This window comes from Plantactinospora sp. KLBMP9567, from assembly GCF_033446045.1.
Lineage (GTDB): Bacteria > Actinomycetota > Actinomycetes > Mycobacteriales > Micromonosporaceae > Plantactinospora.
The window spans coordinates 89,235-111,676 of sequence record NZ_JAWQRR010000009.1; the positions used below are offsets into that span (position 1 = coordinate 89,235).

The following is a 22,442-nucleotide window of genomic DNA, read 5'->3' on the forward strand; positions in this document are numbered from 1 at the left end:
CTACCCGACCCGGCCCGGATCGTGCCGTTCGCGATCGCCCCCGGCGTCGCGGACCTGCGGATCGGGCCGGAGAACGACCTGTACTACGTCGACCTGCTCGGCGGCACCGTACGCCGGTTCCACTACAGTTCCGGCAACCAGCCGCCGAACGCCGTCGCCGAGGCGACCCCGACCAGCGGAGAGGCGCCGCTGGACGTCTCGTTCGACGCCGTCGGCTCGACCGATGCGGACCCGGGCGACATCCTCGAATACCAGTGGGACTTCACCGGCGACGGCACCGTGGACGCGACCGGGCTGAACGTGACCCACCGGTACCCGTCGGTCGGCACCTACACCGCGCGGTTGCGGGTGGTCGACTTCGCCGGGCTGAGCGATACCGCGACGGTGCAGATCAGGGTCGGCACGAGTGCGCCGGTGCCGGTGATCGAACAGCCGACCGCCGCGATGCGCTGGGCGACCGGCCAGACGGTCACGTTCAGCGGTGGGGCCACCGACCCGCAGCAGGGTGCGCTGCCGGCCTCGGCGCTGCGCTGGACCCTGGTCAACATGCACTGCAGCACACCGGAGAACTGCCACAGCCATCCGGTGCGCGAGGTGGCCGGGGTGGCCTCCGGGACGTTCCTGGCCCCGGACCACGAGTACCCGTCCTATCTGGAGCTGACGCTGACGGCCGGGGACAGCGGCGGGCTGACCGGCAGCACCACGCTCCGGCTGGACCCGAAGACCGTGCAGCTCAAGCTCGCGACCAAGCCCTCCGGGCTGCGGGTCAACCTCAACGGCCGGAGTCTCACCACCCCGAATGCCGTGCAGGTGATCGTCGGTTCGACCAACACCCTCAGCGGGCCCGGGCCGCAGCGGCTCGGTCCGGGTACGTACACCTTCCAGAACTGGTCGGACGGGGGTGCCGCGACCCATGTGATCACCGCGCCGGCCGCCACCACCGCGACCTACACCGCCAACTACGACGGTGCCCCGGGTAGCTGCGCGGACGGCTTCGGCTACGCGTGCACCACACACTCCGGCCGGGCGTACCTGCCGGCCGGCCCGGCCGAGCTGCCGCTGACCGGCGACAACGACACCGCATCGGTGGTGCTCCCGTTCCCGTTCCCGTACTACGGGCAGACCCACTCCAGGGCGTGGGTGGACGTGAACGGCGTACTGTCCTTCGTGGACCCCCGCGGATCCTGGCCGGCGAACCGGGCGCTGCCGTACGCCGGCACACCGAACGCGGCGCTCTATCCCTTCTGGGACGATCTGGTGATGCACCCGGAGTCGCGGGTCCGGACCGCCGTGCTGGGCGCCGCACCGGACCGGCAGTTCGTGGTCGAGTGGAAGGACGTGGGACTCTCCGGCGCACCCGCCGCACGGATCACCTTCCAGGCGGTGCTCTCCGAGTGGGGCCAGATCGTCTTCAACTACACCGCGCTGAACGCCGGACGCGAGCTGGGCAACGCGGCGACGATCGGCATCGAGAATCCGACCGGTACCGACGCGGTGCAGTACTCGGTCAACCAGTTGGTGCTGGCCAACGGCAAGGCGATCGTCTTCACCCCGCCGGCCGCGACCGTCGCCGCGCCGTCAGCCGACCAGGGCTCACTCGATTGATCAACTGACCGCGCTCAGGTACCTACGTTCCCGGCCGCTGTTGATCTTCCACGTTGCCTCCACACCGATGTGTTTGGATGCTCTCACTCGTCGATGGTTGGAGGGGTCGGGGATGAACGGCGGGGTCTGGCGTCGCATCGGGCTCATCACGGCATTGGTGCTCGCGATGGTGTTGCCCACCGGTGGAGTGGTGCTCGCCGCCGCTCCGCTACCCATCATGGTCGTCGGCGACTCGATCACGCAGGGATCGTCGGGCGACATCACCTGGCGCTACCACCTGTACCAGCACCTGCTGAACGCCGGGGTCTCGTTCGACCTCGTCGGTGACCGCACGGACCTCTACAACAACATCACCAACCAGCACGGCGACCAGACCTACGCGTATCCGTTCGACCGGCACCATCACGCGCAGTGGGGACGGCCGGTGACGTCGGAGAAGGACACCATCCAGGCCGCTGTGTCGAGCACCGGAGCGCAGGTCGTCCTGGTCCTGCTGGGCATCAACGACCTGATCTGGTTCGCGCACAGCCCGGCGAGGGTCGCCGACGACATGCGCACCTTCGTCAGCAACGCGCGCGCGGCCAACCCCTCGGTCACCATCGTCATCGGGCACACCCTGTCCCGCTACGACATCTTCGAGAAGGTGTACCTCAACCAGGCCGACACGGCTGACCTCAACGCCCGGTACGACGCCCTTGCGGCGTCGATGTCGACCTCCGCCTCCAGGGTGGTGACCACCACCGACCCGGCCGGCTGGGATCCGGCGGTACACACCTGGGACGGCACGCACCCGAACTCAACCGGTGAGGCCCGGATCGCGGCGGCGTTCGCCAACGCGCTGAACCGCGTCGGCATCGGCCGCAGCTTCATCGGACCGACGAATGTGGCGTGGCCGTCGGCCGGCCCGGCGGTGAGCACCACGTCACTGAACCGGGCGGCCCGGCTCAACTGGTCGGCGACGCCGGGTGCCACCGGCTACCTGATCGAGCAGCGGATCGTCAAGCCGTCGAACGAGTCGACCTTCACCCGGCTGCCGTACCCCGTCGCGGACACCACATGGACCACGGAGGGCCTGGCCGGTGCGCAGGTCGACTACCGTCTCGTGCCGACCAAGGGGCTGATGACCGGCCAGCCGGGCAACCATTCGCGCGCTGTGTTCGGCGGTGTCGCGCCGGGGCACGTAACGCTGAACGGCTCGCCCGGCCCCACCGACAACGATTCTCAGTTGTGGTGGTCATCTACCGCGGAGGCCACCGGTTACTTCATCGAGGTGATCGACCTCGCGCGCAACCCTGCCAGCTGGACCCGGCTGCCCTGGGCGGTTTCCGCGACGTCGTTCAACCCCGGGCTGTTGTACCCCGGAAACTGGTACCGCTGGCGCGTCGTGCCGGTCAACGGGTTGTTGGAGGGGCCGGCCTCCGTGCCCATCGAGATACGCACCACCGGCGTGCCGCAGTACACCAGGTTCTTCGCGCTGGGCGACTCCTACTCGGCCGGGATCGGCAACCAGGACTCGAAGGCCGACCCGCAATGCGGAGTCTCGCCCAACACCTGGGCCTACCTGGCCAGGTCACCGTGGGACCCGCAGCCCGAACTGCTCGCCTGCTCCGGTGCCACGACCGTTGACGTGGACCTGTACCAGAAGGGCCTCATTCCGTGGCACGCCCCCGGCCCCACCCTGATCACCATGACGATCGGCGGCAACGACGCCGGGTTCGCGCCGGAGCTGACCAACTGCATCCTGCTTCCGGTGCAGTGCACCCACCGGGAGCCGGCGCTCAACGCAACGGTCGACGCTCTCTACAACCCGCTGCGCCTGCTCTACCGGGACCTCCGGCTGCGGGCGCCGGGCGCCGACATCTTCGTGGCCGGCTATCCGCAGCTTGTTGCGCCAGGTCTACCCTGCCCGCTCGCCATCAACGCGCCGCTCGATGACGACGAACGGCGGATGATCGTGCGACTCGGCGTGCGGTTGAACAATGTGATCCAGCAAGCCGCCTTCGACGCCGGCGTGGTGGCGTTCACCGGCGAGGTGACGGCCCGGTTCGCGGGCAACCAGCACGCCGCGTGCGGCAGCGATCCGTGGATCAACGACCTCGTCTTCAGCTACCGGGAATCGTCGTTCCACCCGTTCGAGCCCGGGAATCTGGCGTACGCGCTGGCGCTCAACGACCGGCGTGTGCTGGTGAACACCAACGGCGCGGTGCGTCGCGTGCTCTGAGGCACGTGTGTAGCCGACGACACGGGGTAGGGGACCACCGCGACCTTCGAGCGGCGGGAGCGGGCCGAGACCATCCAACGGTGCTGAGGATCTGGTACTCAGCTGCCGGTGGCGCCGCTCCCGGCGGTACGGCGGCGGGGGAGCCGGGCCAGCACCAGCCGGCGCAGCCGGGCGTCGGTGACCCAGAGCAGCACCCCGGCGGCCAGCCCGGCCGTCCCGCCCAGCACCAGCAGCTCGACCACCGGTCCGGCGTCCAGGCCGGTCCGGGCCACCACCAGCGGCACCAGTGCGGCGACCACCGCGGCCAGAATCGCCGGCACCGTCGGAGCGAGGAAGGCCGCGATCGACGCCCTCACGGCCCGGCGCACGGTGACCCAGACCGCGAGGGCGGTCACCACGACCTGCATCCCGACCCCGGCCAGCGCCACCGCGGTCGCCTCGGCCACGTCGCCGTACCCGGTGAAGAGGGTGCCGACGCCGGCCAGCGTCGCCACCCCGAGTACCCCCCGGGTCCAGAGGATCGCGGCGAGCTTGCCCGGCTGGCCGATCGCCTGGAGCGCCGGACCGAGCAGCACACCGTACACGTTGACGGCGCCGAAGAGGCAGAGCAGCCGGAGCGGCACCTCGGTGCCGGCCCACTGCGGACCCAGCAGCGTGACCAGCGGATGCGCCGCCGCCGCCAGTACGCCGAGCACCGGCAGTCCGGCCACCGCGCCGAGGTGCTGGAGCTGGCCCAGGTGTGCGGCCAGTGCGGCCCGGTCCCGCTGCAACCGGGACAGCGACGGCAGTGCCACCTGCTGGAGCGAGCGGACCGTCACGTCCACCAGCATGTCCGGCAGCCGGGCCGCCAGCCGGTAGATCCCGGTCGCCACCGGCCCGAAGAAGAGGCCGGTGAAGAGGACGTCCGCCTTGGAGCTGAGCATCAGGCCCAGCCCGGCGTTGGCCGAGTGGGCGGAGAAGACCAGCAGGTCCCTGATGCCGGCCAGCCGGGGCCGGCGGCTGGGCCGCCACGGGCAGACCCACCAGAGCACCACCAGGCCGACCGCCGCGTTCACCAACTGCTGCGCCACCAGGGCCCAGATGCCCGCGCCGGCCAACGCCAGCACCACGCCGACGGCGCCGCTGAGCAGCGAGGCGAGCAGGGTACGGATGGCGACCGCGCGGAACCGCAGCTCCCTTCGGAGCACCGCCTCGGGAACGATGGAGAGCCCCTGCAACAGCACCAGTGGGGAGAGCGCGACGCAGATCGCGGTCAGCTCCGGGGCCCGGTTGGCCATCGCCCAGAGTGGACTGGCGGCGGCGGTCAGCCCGCCGATCACCACGCCGGCCAGCACCAGCACCACGAAGGCGCCGTCCAGGTGCTCGGGGGTGAGCCGGTCCCGCTGCACGATCGCGGAGACCAGCCCCTGCTGGATCAGCGTCTGCGCGACCGTGATGAAGACGGTGGCCATCGCCACCAGGCCGAACTCGCTCGGCCCGAGCAGCCGGGCGAGCAGGAAGGTGACCAGGATCGACGAACCGATCCGGCCGGCGGTGAGCAGGTACGACCAGCCGATCGCCGAACGCACCCGACCGGCGCTGCCCGACGGGGCGGACTCCGGGTCATCTGCCGGGGTGCCGGCTGGCTGTTCCGGGGCCGTCCGGGCGGGCTGGAGCGCGGCCACCCTAGGCGCTGCCCTTCGCCGCGCTGGTACGCCGACGGACCAACCGGCGGCGCAGCCGGCCGAGCCGGACCCGGACCCGGCGGGCCCACCAGGTGGCCAGGAACGCCGCCGCCGAACTGAGCCGGGTGCCGAGCGGCTCGGAGCCGGTGGAGAGGGTCCGCAGCGTCTCGGCGAGCATCCGCAGCCGGGGCGCCCGGACCCGCTTGCCGCTCTGGGCGAACCAGGCCAGTGCCGAGGCCGGGGTGGCGTCCCTGGCCTGCCGGGTGGAGGCGCCGTGCATCCGGCGCAGGAAGAGCGGCTCGGCCACCTCGTGGATCTCGCCGAGCCGGGCCACCTCGGCGATCAGCGTGTAGTCGGAGGAGAGGAACGGGCGGATCATCCCGGTCCGGCGCAGCGCCGACATCCGGAACACCCCGAAGTGCGCGTGGCAGAGGTTGATGTTCTTCGCCACCCCGGCCACCCGGCGCCACGGCCGCCGGTCGCGCAGGTCCAGCCGGTCGGCGTACGGGCCGATCACGTCGCCCGCCTCGTCGATGAGCACCGTACGCGGATAGGCGAGTACGGCGTGCGGCCCGGCCGCGTCCAGTGCCGCCACGCAGGTGCGCAGGTACGCCGGCAGGCAGACGTCGTCGTACGCCACCCACTTGAACAGCTCGCCCCGGGCCAACTGCACCACCCGGGCGTAGTTGACGTGCCCGCCGAAGTTGCGCGGGTTGCGGTAGAGCCGGACCCGCGGGTCCTTCGCCGCGTACCGCTGGCAGATCTCCCAGGTCCGGTCGGTGGAGGCGTTGTCGCTGATGATGATCTCGAAGTCGGGGTAGTCCTGGGCGAGCAGGGCGTCGAGGCAGCCTTCGAGGTAGCGCTCGGCGTTGTAGAGGGGCACGCCCAGACTCACCCGCGGCGCTGGCTCCATCATCTCCTCCGCTCAGGCGACCAGCAGCTCGGCCTGCACGCCGAGCTGGCGCAGCGCGGCGTCGATCTCGTCCCGGTAGGCCGGGTTGGTGATGATCACCGATCGGGTGCCGGAGCCGGCGAGGGTGGCCGGATCCCGTACCTCGTGCCCGGTCACCGGCAGGTAGCGGCCCCACTTGCGCGGGTTGACGTCCACCACTGCGGCGAGCCGGCGGTCCGGGTCGGCCAGGTGCAGGAACTGCACCCCGCGCGAACCGGCCCCCCAGAGCACCGGCCGGTCGCCGGCGGCCAGCAACCGGTCGATGGTGCCGCGCCAGCGCTTCCGCTCGGCTGCGTGCCGGTCGGCGAACCCGGCGATCGCGGCGAGCTGGCGGTTCCGGTCGGCCCGGCCCGGCGACCCGGCCCCGGGCAGCTCGGCCCCGGGAAGTTCGGTGCCGGCCAGTTCGGGCCCGGGCAGTTCGGTGCCGGGCAGTTCGGTGCCGGCCAGTTCGGTGCCGGTGATCGGCGGTGCCGCGTTGACCGAGATCTCGACGTACCGGAACATGCCCGAGAAGAGCCGCCCGGTGGCGACCACCCGCCAGCCGGCCCGCTCGACGATGCGGCACAGCGAGTACCCGTCGAAGTAGGAGACGTGCGGGTAGATCACCTCCCAGCCGGCGGTGGCCAGGTCGTAGCCGGCGTCCGGCACCTCCAGATAGCCGTACACCGGCCGGTCGCCGGCCAGCTCGCGGAGCCGGACCAGGAAGGCGTACGGGTCGTCCAGGTGCTCGAACCAGTGCCGGGAGGTGACCAGGTCGAACTCGGGGGTGTCGGCGTCCAGCGGCGCGTGCCCGCGGTGGAACGTGGCGCCGGACGGGTCCGGGCCGGGCGTCCCGGCGTACATCGCGTCGTAGCCGATGCCCCGGCAACCGGCGACGTGGCACAGCTCGCGGAGGAACTCGCCCTGGCCGCAGCCGACGTCCAGCACCGTGCCGCCGCGCAGCGGGAACCGCCCGGCGAGGTGCTTGACCAGTTCCGCCGAGAAGACCCCGAACGCGGGCGAGTGGTGCAGGTTGGTGTCCATGGTGGTGTCGTAGACCAGAACGGCCGGGTCGAAGGCGAGGTTGCGTACGTACCCGCACTCCGGGCAGTACGCCAGCCACATCCGCCCGAGCGGGCTGGCCAGCGCCTCGGCCCGGCTGGCCCAGTGCACGCCGCAGTAGACCGGGATCTCGCCCAGGTCGGCGAAGGGCACCAGGTCGTGCCGCCCGCAGGCCGTGCACCGGTGCACCGGTCGCCGTCCCCCGGAGCCGCCGGCAGCGGTCACCGCGCGCTCCAGCGCAGCTCGGCGTCGAGCCGGCCGGCTTCGGTGAGCGCCCGGATCCGGCGCAGCCGCTGGTGCCGCTCGCCCCGGAACGCCTCGATGGTCAGCCCGTACCGCTGGTAGGCCTCGACCAGCTCCTCGATCCCCTTGCGTACCGTCCAGCGGGGACGGAAGCCGGGCACCTCGGCCGCGACCAGGTCACAGCTCACCCGGTAGTTGCGGGTGTCCGCCGACGCGCCGCCGGCGAAGGTGACCCGGGAGCCCGGCACCACCTCGGCGACGAGTTCGGCGACGTCCCGGATCAGGTAGTTCTCGCCGGTGACCCCGATGTTGTACGCCCGGCCGTGCACCGTGGCCCGGTCCGCCTCCAGCAGGGCCAGGAAGGCCGCGCAGATGTCCTCGGCGTGCACCAGGGGCCGCCAGGCCGAGCCGTCGGAGAGCAGCCGCACCTCGCCGGTGAGCAGGGCGTGCGCGGTGAGGTCGTTGACCACCAGGTCGCCGCGGAGCCGGGGCGAGAAGCCGTACGCGGTGGCGTTGCGCAGGAACACCGGGGAGAAGTCGTCGTCGGCGAGCGCGGACAGGTCCTGCTCGGCCCGGATCTTCGACTCGCCGTACGGGGTGACCGGCGCGAAGCCGGCGGTCTCGTCGAGCGGGCGGTCGTCGGTGCCCGCGCCGTAGAGGCTGCACGAGGAGGAGAAGAGGAACCGGGTCACCCCGGCCGCCTTGGCGGCCTCGGCCAGCCGCACCGTCGCCCGGTGGTTGATCTCGTAGGTCAGCTCCGGGTTGAGGTTGCCGATCGGGTCGTTGCAGAGTGCGGCGAGGTGGCAGACCGCGTCGAACCCGGCGAGATGTTCCGGCCGGACGTCCCGCAGGTCCATCGCGAGGGATGGCACGGCGGCCGGTGCCGGGCCGAGCAGGCAGTCGGAGTAGTAATCGGTGTCCAGGCCGGTCACGTCGTGCCCGGCGGCCCCCAGCATCGGGGTGAGTACGCCGCCGAGGTAACCATGGTGGCCGGTCACGAGAACACGCACGGCAAAGCTCCCGTCGTCGACCGGGTGAGAAGGCGAGTTTATGGGTGCCCCCCTGGCCGGCCGGGCTATTGTCGGACTTTTTACTCAACCACTCCCGCCGCGCCGGAGCGCTGGTTAGCGTGGCGCGCAGGCGGGCGGGCGCCGCGCCGGTATTCCGATCATATCGGGGTGGGTGGGGCATGACCGATGCCAAATGCCGGCTGTGTGCGGCGGTATTGACCGAAACGTTTGTCGACCTGGGCATGTCGCCGCTCTGCGAGAGCTATCTGAGCGCCGACCGACTCGATTCGGCCGAGACCTTCTATCCACTGCACGTCCGAATCTGCTCGAACTGTCTGCTAGTGCAACTTCCGGCGTACGTGTCCGGAGAGGAAATCTTTTCCGACTATGCCTATTTCTCGTCGTATTCCGACTCCTGGGTGGCGCACGCCAGACGGTACGCGGACACGATGACCGAGGCGCTCGGTCTCGGGCCGGACAGCCTGGTGACCGAGGTGGCGAGCAACGACGGATACCTGCTCCAGCACTTCGTCGCCAGCGGCGTACCGGTGCTCGGGGTGGAGCCGGCCGGCAACGTCGCCGAGGTGGCCCGGCGCCGGGGCATCCGGACCGAGGTGCGGTTCCTGGGTGCGGAGACCGGTGCCGAGCTGGCGGAGCGCTACGGCCGGGCCGACCTGGTGGCCGCCAACAACGTCTACGCGCACGTCCCGGACCTGATCGGGTTCACCGCCGGGCTGGCCGCGCTGGTCAAGCCGACCGGGCTGGTCACCTGCGAGGTGCCGCACCTGCTACGGCTGATCGAGCGCCGGCAGTACGACACCATCTACCACGAGCACTATCAATACCTGACGCTGCGTACCGCGATGCGCGCGCTGGCCACCGCCGGCCTGATCGTGACCGACGTGGACGAGTTGTCGTCGCACGGCGGTTCGTTGCGGGTGCACGCCCGGCCGGCCGCGGCGGCGGGGGAGCCGTCCGGCAACGTCAAGTCGGTGCTGGACGCCGAGACCGAGGCCGGGCTGCACACCGTCGCCGGGCACCTCGGTTTCGCCGACGCGGTCTTCGACATCAAGCGGGAACTGCTCGACTTCCTGCTCACCGCCCGGGCCCAGGGCCTGCGGGTGGTCGGCTACGGGGCACCGGGCAAGGGCAACACGCTGCTCAACCACTGCGGCATCCGCTCCGACCTGCTGGAATACACGGTGGACCGCAGCCCGCACAAGCAGGGAAAATTCCTGCCCGGCACGCACATCCCGATCCACCCACCGGAGCGGATCGCCGAGGACCGCCCCGACTACGTGCTCGTGCTGCCCTGGAACCTGCGCACCGAGATCTCCGCGCAGCTCACCTACGTACGGCACTGGGGCGGGCGGCTCGTCTTCCCGATCCCCGCCCTGGAGGTGGTGTGATGAAGGTCGTCCTCTTCTGCGGCGGCCTGGGGATGCGGATGCGCGAGGACGCGGCCTCCGCGCCGAAGCCGATGGCGATGATCGGGGACCGCCCGCTGCTCTGGCACGTGATGCGCTACTACGCCCACTTCGGGCACACCGACTTCATCCTCTGCCTCGGCTACGGCGCCGTCGCGGTCAAGGACTACTTCCTCCGGTACGACGAGACGCTCTCCAACGACTTCAGCCTCTCGATGGACGGCCGGGACGTGCGGCTGCACTCCGCCGACATCACCGACTGGAACATCACCTTCATCGACACCGGCCTCGGGGCGAGCATCGGCGAGCGGCTGATGCGGGTCCGCAGGTACGTCGAGGACGAGCCGATGTTCCTGGCCAACTACGCCGACACCCTGACCGACGCGCCGCTGCCGGAGATGATCGACCGGTTCCGCCACACCGACGCGGTGGCCAGCCTGCTGGCCGTACCGGTGCAGTCGACCCACCACGTCATCGACATCGCCCCCGGCGACCAGGTCACCCGGGTACGCCCGATCCGGGAGCTGATGCAGTGGGAGAACGGCGGCTACTTCATCCTGCGCCCGGAGATCTTCGACGTGCTGCGCGAGGGGGAGGACCTGGTGCCGCAGGCGTTCGACCGGCTGCTGCCGGAGCAGCGGCTGATCGCCCAGCGCTACACCGGGTTCTGGCGGGCCGCCGACACCTTCAAGGACCGGGCCGAGCTGGAGCAGCTCTACCACTCGGCCCGCTGCCCGTGGATGCTCTGGGACGCCAACCGCAACCGGGGCCGCCGGCCGGCGACTCTGGAGCCGGTGCTCGCCGCGGCGGGCAGCGCCGGGGGAGCCCGCGAGCTGGGGCTGACCGGCCGATGATGCCGCTGCGCCTGTCCGCGGCCCGCTCGGTGGTGCTGCTCGGGGCACATCCCGACGACATCGAGATCGGCGCCGGTGGCCTGCTGCTCGCCCTCGGCGACGTACCCGGACTCCGGGTGCACTACGTACTGCTCACCGGTACCCCCGCCCGGCAGGCCGAGGCCCGGGCCGCGGCCGCGGCCTTCCTGCCCGGCGCCGCGCTCAGCTTCGCCCTGCACGACCTGCCGGACGGCCGGGTGCCGGCCCGGTGGGGCGAGGCGAAGGAGATCGTGAACGCCGCCGCCGCGACCCTGGACGCCGACCTGGTGCTGGCGCCGAGCCCCGACGACGCGCACCAGGACCACCACACACTCGCCGCGCTGGTGCCCACGTCGTTTCGGGACGCCACGGTGTTGTACTACGAGATCCCCAAGTGGGACGGGGACCTGGGCCGGCGCAACGTCTATCTGCCCCTGACCGAGGAGCGGGTACGCCGCAAGGTCGAGTTGCTGCACGCGAACTATCCGTCCCAGAAGGCCCGGGACTGGTGGGACGACGAGGTCTTCCTCGGGCTGTCCCGGCTGCGGGGGATGGAGTGCCGGTCCCGGTACGCCGAGGCGTTCCGGTGCGAGAAAGCGGTGATCGAGCAGTGACCGAAGCGACCGAGGCGAGCGAGACGAGCGAAGCGCCCGAGGCGAGCGGGACGACCGGGTCGAGTGCCCGGAGCAGAGCGTTGTCGGCCTGCCTGTTCGGGGTGCCGGGCGCACACCTGAACCTGGGGGTCGGCGCGCTGCGGGCGGCCACCCTGGGCGGACTGCTGGCCCGGGAGCCGGGCGCGGACGTGACCGTCTTCGACGACGGCTGGGGGCAGCGCGCCGGGCACACCTTCGTGGCCGGCCGGCCGGTGCCGATCTCGTTGGCCGGTGCCCGGCACTCGCGCCGCTACCACCGGCCGGAGTCCTATCTCAACATGCGGATCAGCGCGGCGCTGGGCGGGCTCGGCAACGCCGGGCTGGCCCGGATCGACGCCGCCGACGTGGTACTCGACGTCAGCGGCGGGGACAGCTTCAGTGACATCTACGGCGAGCACCGGTTCCGCACCGTGGCCTGGCCGAAGCGGCTGGCGCTGCTCCGGCGCCGCCCGCTGGTGCTGCTGCCGCAGACGTACGGGCCGTTCCGGTCGACGCGGCTGCGCTCCGAGGCGGCGGCGCTGGTCCGGGGCGCTCGGATGGCCTGGGCCCGGGATCCGGAGAGCTATGCGGCCCTGGCCGACCTGCTCGGGCCCGACCTCGACCCGTTGCGGCACCGGGAGGGCGTGGACGTGGCCTTCGCGCTCGAGTCGAGGGCGCCGGACGAACCGGCGTACCAGCGGTTGGCCGGGTGGTTCGAGGCGGATCCGGGGCCGGTGGCCGGGATCAACGTCAGCGGACTGATGTCCCGGCCGGAGGGCCGGGTCCAGTTCGGACTCGCCGGGGACACCTCCCGGGTCGCCAACCGGCTCTGCGAACGCCTGCTGGAGCAGTCGGAGACCCGGGTGATCATCGTCCCGCACGTGCTCACCCCGAACGGGGCCGACGACGACCGGGTGGCCAGCGAGCGGCTCTACGCCGCCCTCGCACCCCGGTACGGCGACCGGGTGGCGCTGGCCCCGTCCGGGCTGGACCCGCACCAGAGCAAGTGGGTGATCGGGCACACGAGCTGGTTCTGCGGGATGCGGATGCACTCCACGATCGCGGCGCTCTCCTCCGGGGTACCGGCAGCGGTGGTGGCGTACAGCGACAAGGCGCGGGGCGTCTTCGCCAGCGTGGGGCAGCGCCGGCACGTCGCCGACGCCCGCCGGCTCGCCGACGACGCGCTGCTCGACGCGCTCTGGACCTCCTGGACCGGCCGGGCCGAGACCGCAGCTGAACTGGCCGTCCGGACCCCGGCCGCCGTGGGCCGGGCCGCCGCCCAGATGGACGAGTTCGTGGCGCTGGCCCGGGCCGAGCGGGACCGTCGAGCGCCGGCCGGGGTGCGCTGATGGCGCGGCCCCGCACCGTGCATGACGTGGCGTCCGGAAAGCTCTGCACCGGGTGCGGGGTCTGCGCGTACCTGGCGCCGGACGAGGTGCGGATGGTCGATGTCCTCGACCACGGCCGGCGGCCGTTGCCGATCACCCCGGTCGGGGCGGCGGGCGGCGGCGCGGCGGCGGCGCTGGACTGCTGCCCGGGGGTGCGGCTGGCGCACGGCAGCAGCCGGCCGGCGCCGGGCGAGATCCCTGAACTGCGCGCGGCCTGGGGACCGGTCCGGGCCATCTGGGAGGGGTACGCCGCCGACCCACGGATCCGGTACGCCGGCTCCAGCGGCGGCGTGGCGACCGCACTGGCCGGATACTGCCTGACCGGCGAGCAGATGGCCGGGGTGCTGCACATCGGCGCCCGGGCCGACGTGCCGTACCTGAACGAGACCCGGCTGTCCCGCACTACCGCCGAGCTGCTGGCGAACGCCGGCTCCCGGTACGCCCCGGCGAGCCCCTGTGACCGGCTGGACCTGGTCGAGTCGGCCGAGGCGCCGTGCGTCTTCGTCGGCAAGCCCTGCGACGTGGCGGCGGCCCGGATGGCCCGGCAGGTCCGGCCGGAGCTGGACCGGAAGCTCGGGCTGACCATCGCGATCTTCTGCGCCGGCACCCCCACCACCAGGGGCACCCTGGAGATGCTGAACCGGCTCGGGGTGGCCGACCCGACCCGGCTGGAGTCGGTGCACTACCGGGGCGACGGCTGGCCCGGATCGGCCCGGGCCCGGCTTGCCGACGACCCGCCCCAGGTGCGCCGGGAACTGAGCTACGCCGAGTCCTGGGGCGAGATCCTGCAGAAGCACCGGCAGTGGCGCTGCTACCTCTGCGCCGACCACACCGGCGAGTTCGCCGACGTGGCGGTCGGCGATCCGTGGTACAGGCCGACCGGCGACGACCCGGGCCAGTCCCTGGTGCTGGCCCGCACCGAGCGCGGCGTACGGCTGGTCGAGGCGGCCATCGCGGCCGGGGCGCTGGTGCTGACCCCGGTGGGCGCCGACATCCTGCCCGCCTCGCAGCCGAACCTGCTCCGGGCCCGGGGGGCGGTGTGGGGGCGGCTCAGCACACTGCGGGCCGCCGGCCTGATGACGCCCCGGCTGCGCAACCTGCCGATGGCCGGGATCTGGTGGCGGCACCTGTCCACGGTCGAGAAGCTCCGCTCCACTCTCGGCACCCTGCGCCGGATCGGCCGCAAGCGGCTGCGTGAGCCGGCCGCGCTCCAGCCCTACCTGCCCCCGGTCCAGCCCGACCGGGCCGGCTCGGCATCCGGCCCGGCGGCCGTGGCGCACGCGGGCCCGGCGGCCGACCCGGCTCAGACCACCGGCTGACCGTTGTCGAAGTAGACGTTGGTGGCCCGGTCCCAGGTGACGCCGGGCCGGTTCCAGCCGGAGACCACCCCGTACCGGTAGTCGCGGCCGTACTTGTTGTTCCGGAACAGGATGTTGGAGCCGACCAGCCGGGGACTGATCCCGATCGAGTAGTTCCCGCCGTTGCAGTAGTTGTCCTCGAAGGTCAGGTTGGTCAGCGTCGGGGCGGTCTCCGAGCCGATGGTGAGGCAGGAGTTGAACGGGTCCCGGGTCACCGGGTTGTACGACAGCAGGGTGTTGTGCCGGACGATGATGTTGTTGCCGCCGGTGCTCTGCAGCACGTCGTTGTGCGAGCCGGCGACCCGGGCCAGGCTGTGCAGGTACGAGTCGAAGATCCTCGTGTTGTCGGCCAGCCGCGGGCCGTCGATCATGTTGTAGACGTTGCCCCGGCGCAGGGTGTAGTTGGTGCAGCAGATCGAGGCCGAGTTCTTCGCCATGCCGTTGATCTCGACGTCCTGGATCAGCAGGTTGGTCGCCCCGGCCAGGGTGCGGATCGAGTACGTGGGGCTGTTGCAGGTGATCCTGGACCGCAGGATCTGCACGTTGGCGGCGGCGACGGTGACGCAGCCGACGATGTTCAGCCCGGTCACCACCTGCCCGGCGGTACGCAGGCTGAGCGATCCGGAGTTGCGCAGCGCCGTACCGGCCGGCACGCCGGTGTTGCCCGGCCCGGGCCAGTACGTGATCGGGGTGGGCGGCGCGCTGGCCGGCGCGTACGGCGGCCGCTGCGCCATCGCCCGGGAGTCGGGGTCGGTGCCGGGTGGCGGAATCGGCCCCCCGGTCGGGCCGCTCGGCCCCTCGATCCGGTACGGCTTTCCGTCCTGGGAGGACTCGACGACGGTGGCCGGGTTGCCGTCGGTCTGCCGGAACGCCTGGCGGCAACCGTTGACCCGGACCCGTAACGCCGAATATCCACCCGGCACCACGCCGTCGGTCCCGGCCGAGGTGCATCGGATCTCGGTGTCCTCGATCAGCGTGCCGACCACTCCGGACCGGATCACGATGGCGGCGCCGCCGCCGGTGCGTACCTTCACCCGCCGGATGGTCACGTTGTCGGCCGCCACCTCGATCGGGCGATCGACCGTCTGCCCCCAGAGGACGGCGCCGGGCTGGTCGAGCACCATCGGCGCGGCCCGGACCGGCTGTCCCGCCACGTTGAGCACGAGATAGCCGCTGGCGGCGAGGAGGGCGGCCGTGACGCCGAAGGTCCCGATGACGGTCGCGCGGCGCCGGTCGCGGTGTGGCTGGCGGACCAGACTCGCTGGCTCGATCGGAGGTCCGGCGTTGGTGTCGGTCACGGCTACCCCCCACGGGCGCGTCGCACACGGGCAGGGGCCACCGCTCGTGCGCGACGAGGCGCCCACCGCCGATTCGGCCGGTCCGCGCCGACTCCCCCCGAGCCGACACGATCGCGCGATCGAGACACCTTCCCAGCTCAGGAGGGGTGCGATTCCGATCGTCTCGATCTACTGGCCATGAATGAATACTACAAGCCGTGTTGAAGGGGTTACTATTCTCGATTCAGACGGATTGCGGACAGAAGTTGCGGCTCAGCGGTGTTGCTGCCGGGGCAGGACCACCTCGCGGAGCACCAACTGGATCGCGGCCACCGCCGGGATCGCCACCAGCGCGCCGATCACCCCGAACAGGGCCACCCCGAGCAGCGCCGCGACGATCGCCGCCACGTCGTTGACCTGCACGGACCGGCGCATCACCCGGGGATAGACGAGGTAGTTCTCCACCTGCTGGTAGATCAGGAAGAAGACCACGCAGGCGATCCCGGTCGGCACGTCGGTGGCGAAGCCGACCAGGCTGACCACCACCGCTCCGATGGTCGCGCCGATCTGTGGGATGAGGTCGCAGATCGCCACCACCACGGCGAGCGCGAACGGGTACGCCAGGCCGACGACGATGGCGAAGACGAAGGTGCTCACCCCAGCCAGCAGGGCGATGGCGAGGGCCCCCACCATGTAGGCGCCGACCTTGGCGAGGATCTCGTCGCCGATCAGCCGGACGCGGTCTCGCCGGGTCGCCGGGACCAGGCCGTAGCCGAGGTCGCGGAGCCGGTCGAAGGTGGCCATGAAGTAGATGGTCAGCACGATCACGGTGACGATGTTGAACACCGCGCCGAAGATGAACCCGGCGGCCCCGAAGACCCCGCCCAGGGCCCGGGTGATGTTCTCCGTCGTGGCCGCCGACTCGATCCTGCCCGCCAGGTCGTACTGGACGATCAGGTCGTTGACGGTGTCGTTGCGGCGCAGTTGGGTCACGTAGTCGGGCACCTGCCCGATCAGCTCACCGGTCTGGCTGACGATCGGCGGAACCAGCGCGTACACCGTGCCGGTGATGACCGCGAGCAGGGTCAGGGTCACCGCCGCGACGGCGAGGCCACGGGGCAGCCCCCAGGACCGCAGCCGGACCACCGCCGGGTGCAGCCCGATCGCCAGGAAGAGCGCGATGAAGACCAGCACCAGCACCGAGCCCGCGTTGCGGACCGCGAGGAAGATCGCGTACGCCAGCAGCACGCCCAGCCCACCGGTGAGCCCGACCAGGAACGGGCTGAGCCGGAGGGGTTGACCGGGCCGACCGAACCGACCCGTCCCGCCGTCACCCGAGCTGGGCGGAGCGGGGCTCGCACCGCTCTGCCCGGAGGTCGGCTCGGCGGTGCTGCGCGGATCGGCGGCCGGCTCGGGTGCGCCACCGGCGTGCCCGCCCTCTCCGCCGGCCGGTGGGGCGTCGCCGTCCACCGTCGACCGCGTGCTCTCCATCCGGACCTCCCCGACGCTACGCCTGCGCTGAGGTTACCGGCCGCCCTCAATGCCCATACGAGCGAAGGTAGACCATGATCAGGTAGCGCCCGGCCGGCTGTGACAGGCCAGACGCTACGTGATCATGAATGGGGAGATCTGGCGGCTACTCCGAGTCGACGGTGACCTTGTTCGACTTGCTGCCCTGGTCCTCGACCGTCGGCTTGCCGCTGCGCTTCCCGGAGTCGCCGGTGCTGGTGATCCGGGTCGGCATCGGTTCCCGGCCGCCGGTGCCCGGCACCGCGGCCACGGTCGGCTCGCCGTCGATGCTGCCGCCGTCGGCTCCGCCGGTCACCGGCTCGGTCACCCGGGGCGCCCCGGACTTCCCACCGCCTGTCGATCCGGCGTGCTGGTCGGCGGCAACCTGCTCGGCGGCGGCCTCGACGATCTGCTGCATGTCCGCCTCGGCCTGCGCCAACTGCTGCTCGGCCTGCTGGGCCGACTGCTCCGTACCGGTCAACCGGTCCTGCTCACCGGCGAGCTGGTCCCGCGCGGCGGCCAACTGCCGCTGGATCCGGTCGGACTCCTGGCGGGAGGCGACCGTCTCCTGGCGGATGTCGGCGAGCGCCTGCTGCGCCTCGGCGATCTCCTGCATCACCTCGGCCAACTGCTGCCGGCCGGCGGCCGCCTCCTGCTGGGTACTCGCCAGGTGCTGCTGCGTGGTCGCCAGGTGCTGCTGCGCGGTCGCCATGTACTCCTCGAACTGGCGGCGGGACGTCGAGGCCTGCTCGTCGGCCTGCCGCTGCAACTCGGCGAGGCGCTCCTCGGCCTCCCGCCGGATAACCACGGCATGCTCGTCGGCCTCCCGGCGCACCCGCTCGGCGTACTCGTCGGCCTCCAGGCGGACCCGGTCGGCGCCGCCCTCGATCTCCGCCCGGCGGGTCTCGTACGACTCCTCCAGCTCCGCCCGGCGTTGCTCGAACTGCTGCTCCAGCTCGGCCTGCCGCTCCTGGAACTGCTGCTCCAGCTCGGACTTGCGCTGGTTGAACTCGCGGTCGGCCCCGGCCCGGTAGGCGGCGAGTTCCTCCTCCAGCGCGGCCCGGCCGGCGGCGAGTTCCTGCTCGGCCGCGCTCCGCAGGGCGGCGATCTCCGCCTCTGCGGCGGTACGGCGCCGGTTCACCTCCTGCTCGACACCGGCCCGCCAGGCGCCCAGCTCCTGCTGCGTCTCCGCCCGCACCTTCTGGGCGTAGTCCTCGACCTCGGCCCGGGACTTGCGGACGTACTCCGCCGTCTCCTCGTTGATCCGGGTCGCCTCCTGCTGGGCCTTGGCGTGCGCCGCCTGCCCGGCCTCGCGGAGCTGGGTGGCCTCGTGCTTGGCCTTGGCGTGCAATCCCTGGCCGGCCTCGCGCAGCCGGGTGGCCTCCTGCTTGGCGATCTCGATCATGCGGTCGGCCTCCTGGCTCGCCGCATCGGTGAGCCGCTGCGCCTCCTGCTGGGCCTTGACGTGCGCCGCCTGCCCGGCCTCGCGCAGCCGGGTCGCCTCCTGCTGCGCGGCGTCGCGGAGCCGGTTGGCCTCGTGCTGGGCCGCGTGCCGCAGCCGCGCGGACTCCTGGCGCGCCCGCTCGACGACCTGCTGGCTCTCCCGCTCGGTCCGCTCGGTCAACTCCCGGGCCTGCTGGTTGGTCAGCTCGGTGAGCCGGTTCGCCTCCTGCTCGGCGGTGTCCCGGAGCTGCTTCGCCTCCTGCACGGCCTTCGCGTGCGCCGCCTGGCTGGCCTCGCGCAGCCGGTTCGCCTCCTCGGCGGCCCGGTTGCGCAGCTCGGAACCCTCCTGCTTGGCCTTCTCCAACGCGGCCTGCGCGGCCTCGCGGAGTCGGGTGGCCTCCTCGGCGGCGGCGGTGACGGCGGCGTCCGCCTCGGCCCGGCGGGCCGTGTTGACCTTCTCCTCCTCGGCGCGGCGGGCGGCGAGCGCGAGTTCGAAGTCGCGCAGCGCGTCGGCGGCCTGCGCCCGGGCGTCCTCGAGCACCTGCTCCGCCTCGGCCCGGCGGGCCTCGATCTCCTGGAGCGTGTCGCGGTGGATGATCTCGGCCTGTTCCTCGGCGAGCGTCAGGATCTGTTCGACCACCGGACCGAGATGCCGGAACGACGCCCGGTCGACCACGCCGACCTGCCGGCGTACCGCCGCGAGGTCGCGTTGCAGCACCTCGACCTGCCCGGCCAGATTGTGGATCTGGGTGTACGCGTGCTCACGCTGCGCCGCCAGGGTGGCGATCTCGTTCTCGGCGCGAGCGACGTATCGGTCCACCTGCCCCTTGTCGTAGCCCCGAAAGGCCGGCTCGAAGCTCGGCTCCGTAGCCACGTCCCCGTTCAGGGCAAACAGTTCCTCGCCGTGCGACATACTCCCATCCTCACACGCGGTGGCTGGTTCTGCGGCGATACCCGGCGGGGCTGATGGGACGAAGCTCACCGGTGGTGACATTGCCCGACCTATCGGGCCGTACGCCGGGCAGCACTCGGGGCCGTACCGGAACTTCCGGTACGGCCCCGGCCGTGCTGCTGCCCCGCAGTCCGACCCGCGAGCGTCCTCGGGTCAGCTCGCCGCGTCGGCGGGAACCCGCTCCTCCGCCTCGGCCTTCTCGGCGGTGGCCGCCTTCGGCGCCTCGGGCTTGGCGGCTGCCCCACCCACACCCGGCACGATGCCGGCCAGGCCGGAGAGCATCTGACCGAGCTGCGAGGTGACGGCGTCCTTCTGCCGGGTGAGGTCCTCGACCTCGCGGCGGGCGGCCTGCGTGGTCAGGTCGGCCTCGGTACGCGCCTCGGTGAGCAGGCGGTGCGCCTCGGCGCGGGCCTCGTTGAGGGTCTTGTCGGCGAGCGCCTTTGCCTTGTCGATGGTCTCGTTGGCGTTCCGCTCCGACTCCACCCGGCGGGCCTCGGCGCGCTGCTCGATCTCCTTGGCGCGGTCCTGCGCGGCCCGGGCCCGCTGCTCGGCCTCGGCGACCAGCTTCTGGGTCTGGGCGACCTGGGCGGCGTGCCGCTCCGACTCCTCGCGCTCGGCCTTCTCCCGGCGCTCGGCGAGCTGGAGCTCCAGCGCCTGGAGGTCCTTGTCGCGCTTGTCCCGGGCGTCGGTGAGCAGCTTGGTCGCCTCGGCGCGCTTCTCCTCGGCCTCCCGGGCCGCCTTGGCGCGCTGCTGGGTGATCTCCCGCTCGGCGGTGGCCCGGAGGGTGGCGACCTCCCGCTCGACGGTGGACTTCAGCTCGGCGACCTCGTGCGCGGTCACCGTACGAAGCTGCTTGGTCTCCCGCTCGGCGTCGGCGCGCAGGGTGTCCGCCTCCCGGCGGGCCTGCACCCGGACCTCGGCGGCCTCCCGCTCGGCAGCGGTGCGTACGCTGCCCGCCTCCCGCTCGGCGGAGGCCTTCATCGCGGCGGCCTCGGCGCGGGCCTTGTCGGTGATCTCCCGCGCCTCCAGCCGGGCGGCCGAGAGGATGCCCTCCGACTCGCGCTTGGCCTCGCCGCGGTGGTCGTTCGCCTGCTCCTCGGCGAGGCGCAGGATCTGCTCGACCCGGGTGCCCAGGCCGGAGAGGGTGGGGCGGTTGTTCTCCTCGAGCTGCTTGTTGGTGTCGGTGAGCTTCTGCTCGACCGACGCGAGCCGCTGCTCGGCCTGGCGGAGCCGACGCTGTGCGTCGTTCATCCGCTGCTCGGCCTCGGCACGGGACTGCTCGGACTGGTTCAGAGCGGCGTTCAACCGGCCCAGGTGGCTGTTGACCTGCTCACGGTCGTAGCCGCGCAGGGCAACCGTGAAGTCTGGCTGCGAGTTCGCGTTGTCGAAGAACGCGAGAGGGGAGGACTGCTGCTGGGGCATTGGGACATACTTGCAGACTTACCGGGGTGCTTCGCAAGGCCCGAGCCGTACTATCGCGCCCAGTTCACAAGGTCAACTCAACCCGCCGGACGGCGGTGCTCTTTGCCGGATCTACTGTGCTCGAAGCACCTCCGGACGGTGGTGTCGGGGTCGGTTCCAGACAACCCAGGCGCAGGTGCACCCGGGTGGTGCCGACCTCGGCGAACTCGCCGATGTGCTGCGGCCCGGATCCGGTGCGGTCATCGTCCCGCCAGCCGGGCCACGATCGGGGCGGCGGCGTCCAGGTTGCCACCGAGGTGCAGATAGCTGACCCCGTACCGGTCGCGGAGCGCGAGGAGCTTGTCGACGCACTCGTCCACGCTGCCGTGCAGCACCGCCGGCGAGTTGGCCAGCGCGGCCGGGTCGACTCCTCGGGCGTGACTGGACGAGGCGCGGTGCGCGACGCCCCGGTGCACCACCCGCACGTCGAACATCCGGGACTGGAACTCCAGGTCGGCCGGGTTCCGCCCGGCGGCCGTCGCGGCGTCCCGGGCCCAGGCCACCTTCCGGGCGAAGCGCTCCGGACTCATCTCGGCGACCGCGGCCAGCGGGTCGACGTCCGGGGCGAGCCGCGGGTTGATCCCGACGATGTCGGCGCACCGGCCGGCGAGTTCGAGGACCCGCCGGCTGCCGCCGCCGACCAGTAGCGGGGGATGGGGGCGCTGCACCGGCTCCGGCAGCCCGAGCAGTCCGCTGATCCGGTAGTGCCGGCCGGTGAAGTCGACCGGCCTGTCACCGAAGAGCCGGAGCAGGATCTCGATCGACTCGGCGAGCCGCCCGACGCGTACCGCCGGGGGGTCGAACGGCAGCCCGGCCGCGTCGTGGTCGTCGCGCAGCCAGCCGGCGCCGAGGCCGATCTCCACCCGGCCGCCGGAGAAGACGTCGAGGTTTGCCAGCGCCTTGTGCAGGAGTACCGGATGCCGGAAGTCGTTGCAGAAGACCATGCCCAGCACCCGGAGCCGGGTGGTGGCCTCGGCGGCCACCGTCATCGCCACCAGCGGGTCCATCGCCCAGCCGCCGGTGAAGTGGTCGGAGACCGAGACGGAGTCGAAACCGAGGTCCTCGATCCGGCGGATCTCGTCGCGCCACCGCGCCGCCGGCCGGTCCAGCCCGGGCATCGCGGCGGTGAACCGGAACGGGCGTACCCGGACGGGAGCGGCCCCGGCCGGGACGGCGGACGACCCGGTACGCGGGGCCGGCGCCGCCGGGACGGCGGCGGGCGCGAGGGGCTGCGCGGGCGGCATCGCCCGACTCTATTGGTCGCGGCGGCGCCGCACCCGGCGTTCCCGGCCGGCTACCGGGGCGAAGTCGGATTGTCGACACGGGCCCCGGCCCGACCGGACGGCGCATTCCGGGCCGCCGGCTCGCGGCCTACCGTGACCGCTGC

General features: G+C 72.2%; 16 protein-coding genes. 7 read left to right on the top strand and 9 right to left on the bottom strand.

The annotated features are described in order from the left end of the window. The first annotated feature begins 21 nt into the window (after nt 1-21). Together R6Y94_RS45040 and R6Y94_RS06265 are read left to right on the top strand one after the other, a co-directional pair. Nucleotides 22-1,605 carry a PKD domain-containing protein gene (locus R6Y94_RS45040; RefSeq protein WP_412102703.1) on the top strand — a complete coding sequence of 528 codons (1,584 nt, stop codon included), beginning with the start codon at nt 22-24 and terminating at the stop codon, nt 1,603-1,605. Between the two features lie 112 nt (nt 1,606-1,717). Further along, nucleotides 1,718-3,826, top strand: coding sequence for a GDSL-type esterase/lipase family protein (locus R6Y94_RS06265; RefSeq protein WP_318394809.1), 2,109 nt, complete (start codon nt 1,718-1,720; stop codon nt 3,824-3,826). 98 nt (nt 3,827-3,924) lie between these two features. Here R6Y94_RS06265 and R6Y94_RS06270 read toward each other — a convergent pair whose 3' ends face one another. The 4 genes from R6Y94_RS06270 to R6Y94_RS06285 form a co-directional block, all read right to left on the bottom strand. Then, a complete protein-coding gene (locus R6Y94_RS06270) occupies nt 3,925-5,394 on the bottom strand; it encodes a lipopolysaccharide biosynthesis protein (RefSeq protein WP_318394810.1) in 1,470 nt (489 codons plus the stop codon). Between the two features lie 97 nt (nt 5,395-5,491). After that, entirely contained in the window at nt 5,492-6,385 is an 894-nt protein-coding gene (locus tag R6Y94_RS06275) for a glycosyltransferase family 2 protein (RefSeq protein ID WP_318394811.1), read from the bottom strand. 30 nt (nt 6,386-6,415) lie between these two features. Further along, complete coding sequence (locus R6Y94_RS06280; RefSeq protein ID WP_318394812.1) at nt 6,416-7,708, bottom strand: class I SAM-dependent methyltransferase; 1,293 nt, start codon at nt 7,706-7,708, stop codon at nt 6,416-6,418. After that, the gene (locus tag R6Y94_RS06285; protein ID WP_318394813.1) at nt 7,705-8,736 is read right to left on the bottom strand and encodes an SDR family oxidoreductase; all 1,032 of its coding nucleotides are present in this window, start codon (nt 8,734-8,736) and stop codon (nt 7,705-7,707) included. Before R6Y94_RS06285 ends, R6Y94_RS06280 begins: the two co-directional genes overlap by 4 nt. A gap of 179 nt (nt 8,737-8,915) precedes the next feature. Between R6Y94_RS06285 and R6Y94_RS06290 the strand changes: the two genes are divergently transcribed. Genes R6Y94_RS06290 through R6Y94_RS06310 form a run of 5 tightly spaced genes read left to right on the top strand, consistent with a single transcriptional unit; the run spans nt 8,916 to nt 14,374 of the window. Next, nucleotides 8,916-10,145 (top strand): class I SAM-dependent methyltransferase, encoded by a 1,230-nt coding sequence (locus R6Y94_RS06290; protein WP_318394814.1) that lies wholly within the window; start codon nt 8,916-8,918, stop codon nt 10,143-10,145. After that, nucleotides 10,145-11,017, top strand: a complete 873-nt coding sequence (locus R6Y94_RS06295) for a glucose-1-phosphate cytidylyltransferase (RefSeq protein ID WP_318394815.1) — start codon at nt 10,145-10,147, stop codon at nt 11,015-11,017. The genes R6Y94_RS06290 and R6Y94_RS06295 overlap by 1 nt, the downstream gene beginning before the upstream one ends. Continuing rightward, nucleotides 11,014-11,649 carry a PIG-L deacetylase family protein gene (locus R6Y94_RS06300; protein WP_318394816.1) on the top strand — a complete coding sequence of 212 codons (636 nt, stop codon included), beginning with the start codon at nt 11,014-11,016 and terminating at the stop codon, nt 11,647-11,649. The genes R6Y94_RS06295 and R6Y94_RS06300 overlap by 4 nt, the downstream gene beginning before the upstream one ends. Further along, complete coding sequence (locus tag R6Y94_RS06305) at nt 11,646-13,016, top strand: polysaccharide pyruvyl transferase family protein (protein WP_318394817.1); 1,371 nt, start codon at nt 11,646-11,648, stop codon at nt 13,014-13,016. Before R6Y94_RS06300 ends, R6Y94_RS06305 begins: the two co-directional genes overlap by 4 nt. Nucleotides 13,017-13,042: 26 nt before the next feature. Continuing rightward, entirely contained in the window at nt 13,043-14,374 is a 1,332-nt protein-coding gene (locus R6Y94_RS06310) for a Coenzyme F420 hydrogenase/dehydrogenase, beta subunit C-terminal domain (RefSeq protein ID WP_318394818.1), read from the top strand. Here the strand turns inward: R6Y94_RS06310 and R6Y94_RS06315 are convergent. The 5 genes from R6Y94_RS06315 to R6Y94_RS06335 all read right to left on the bottom strand — a co-directional run bounded on the left by R6Y94_RS06315 (nt 14,359) and on the right by R6Y94_RS06335 (nt 22,299). Then, the gene (locus R6Y94_RS06315; RefSeq protein WP_318394819.1) at nt 14,359-15,711 is read right to left on the bottom strand and encodes a hypothetical protein; all 1,353 of its coding nucleotides are present in this window, start codon (nt 15,709-15,711) and stop codon (nt 14,359-14,361) included. The genes R6Y94_RS06310 and R6Y94_RS06315 overlap by 16 nt on opposite strands. A 252-nt stretch (nt 15,712-15,963) precedes the next feature. Beyond that, nucleotides 15,964-17,181 (bottom strand): AI-2E family transporter, encoded by a 1,218-nt coding sequence (locus R6Y94_RS06320; protein WP_318394820.1) that lies wholly within the window; start codon nt 17,179-17,181, stop codon nt 15,964-15,966. Between the two features lie 145 nt (nt 17,182-17,326). Continuing rightward, nucleotides 17,327-19,555, bottom strand: a complete 2,229-nt coding sequence (locus R6Y94_RS06325) for a hypothetical protein (RefSeq protein ID WP_318394821.1) — start codon at nt 19,553-19,555, stop codon at nt 17,327-17,329. Nucleotides 19,556-19,747: 192 nt separating this feature from the next. Further along, nucleotides 19,748-21,016: a cell division protein DivIVA gene (locus R6Y94_RS06330; protein WP_318394822.1), complete on the bottom strand. Its 1,269-nt coding sequence runs from the start codon at nt 21,014-21,016 to the stop codon at nt 19,748-19,750. Between the two features lie 239 nt (nt 21,017-21,255). Further along, complete coding sequence (locus tag R6Y94_RS06335; RefSeq protein ID WP_318394823.1) at nt 21,256-22,299, bottom strand: TIGR03621 family F420-dependent LLM class oxidoreductase; 1,044 nt, start codon at nt 22,297-22,299, stop codon at nt 21,256-21,258. Nucleotides 22,300-22,442 lie beyond the last annotated feature (143 nt).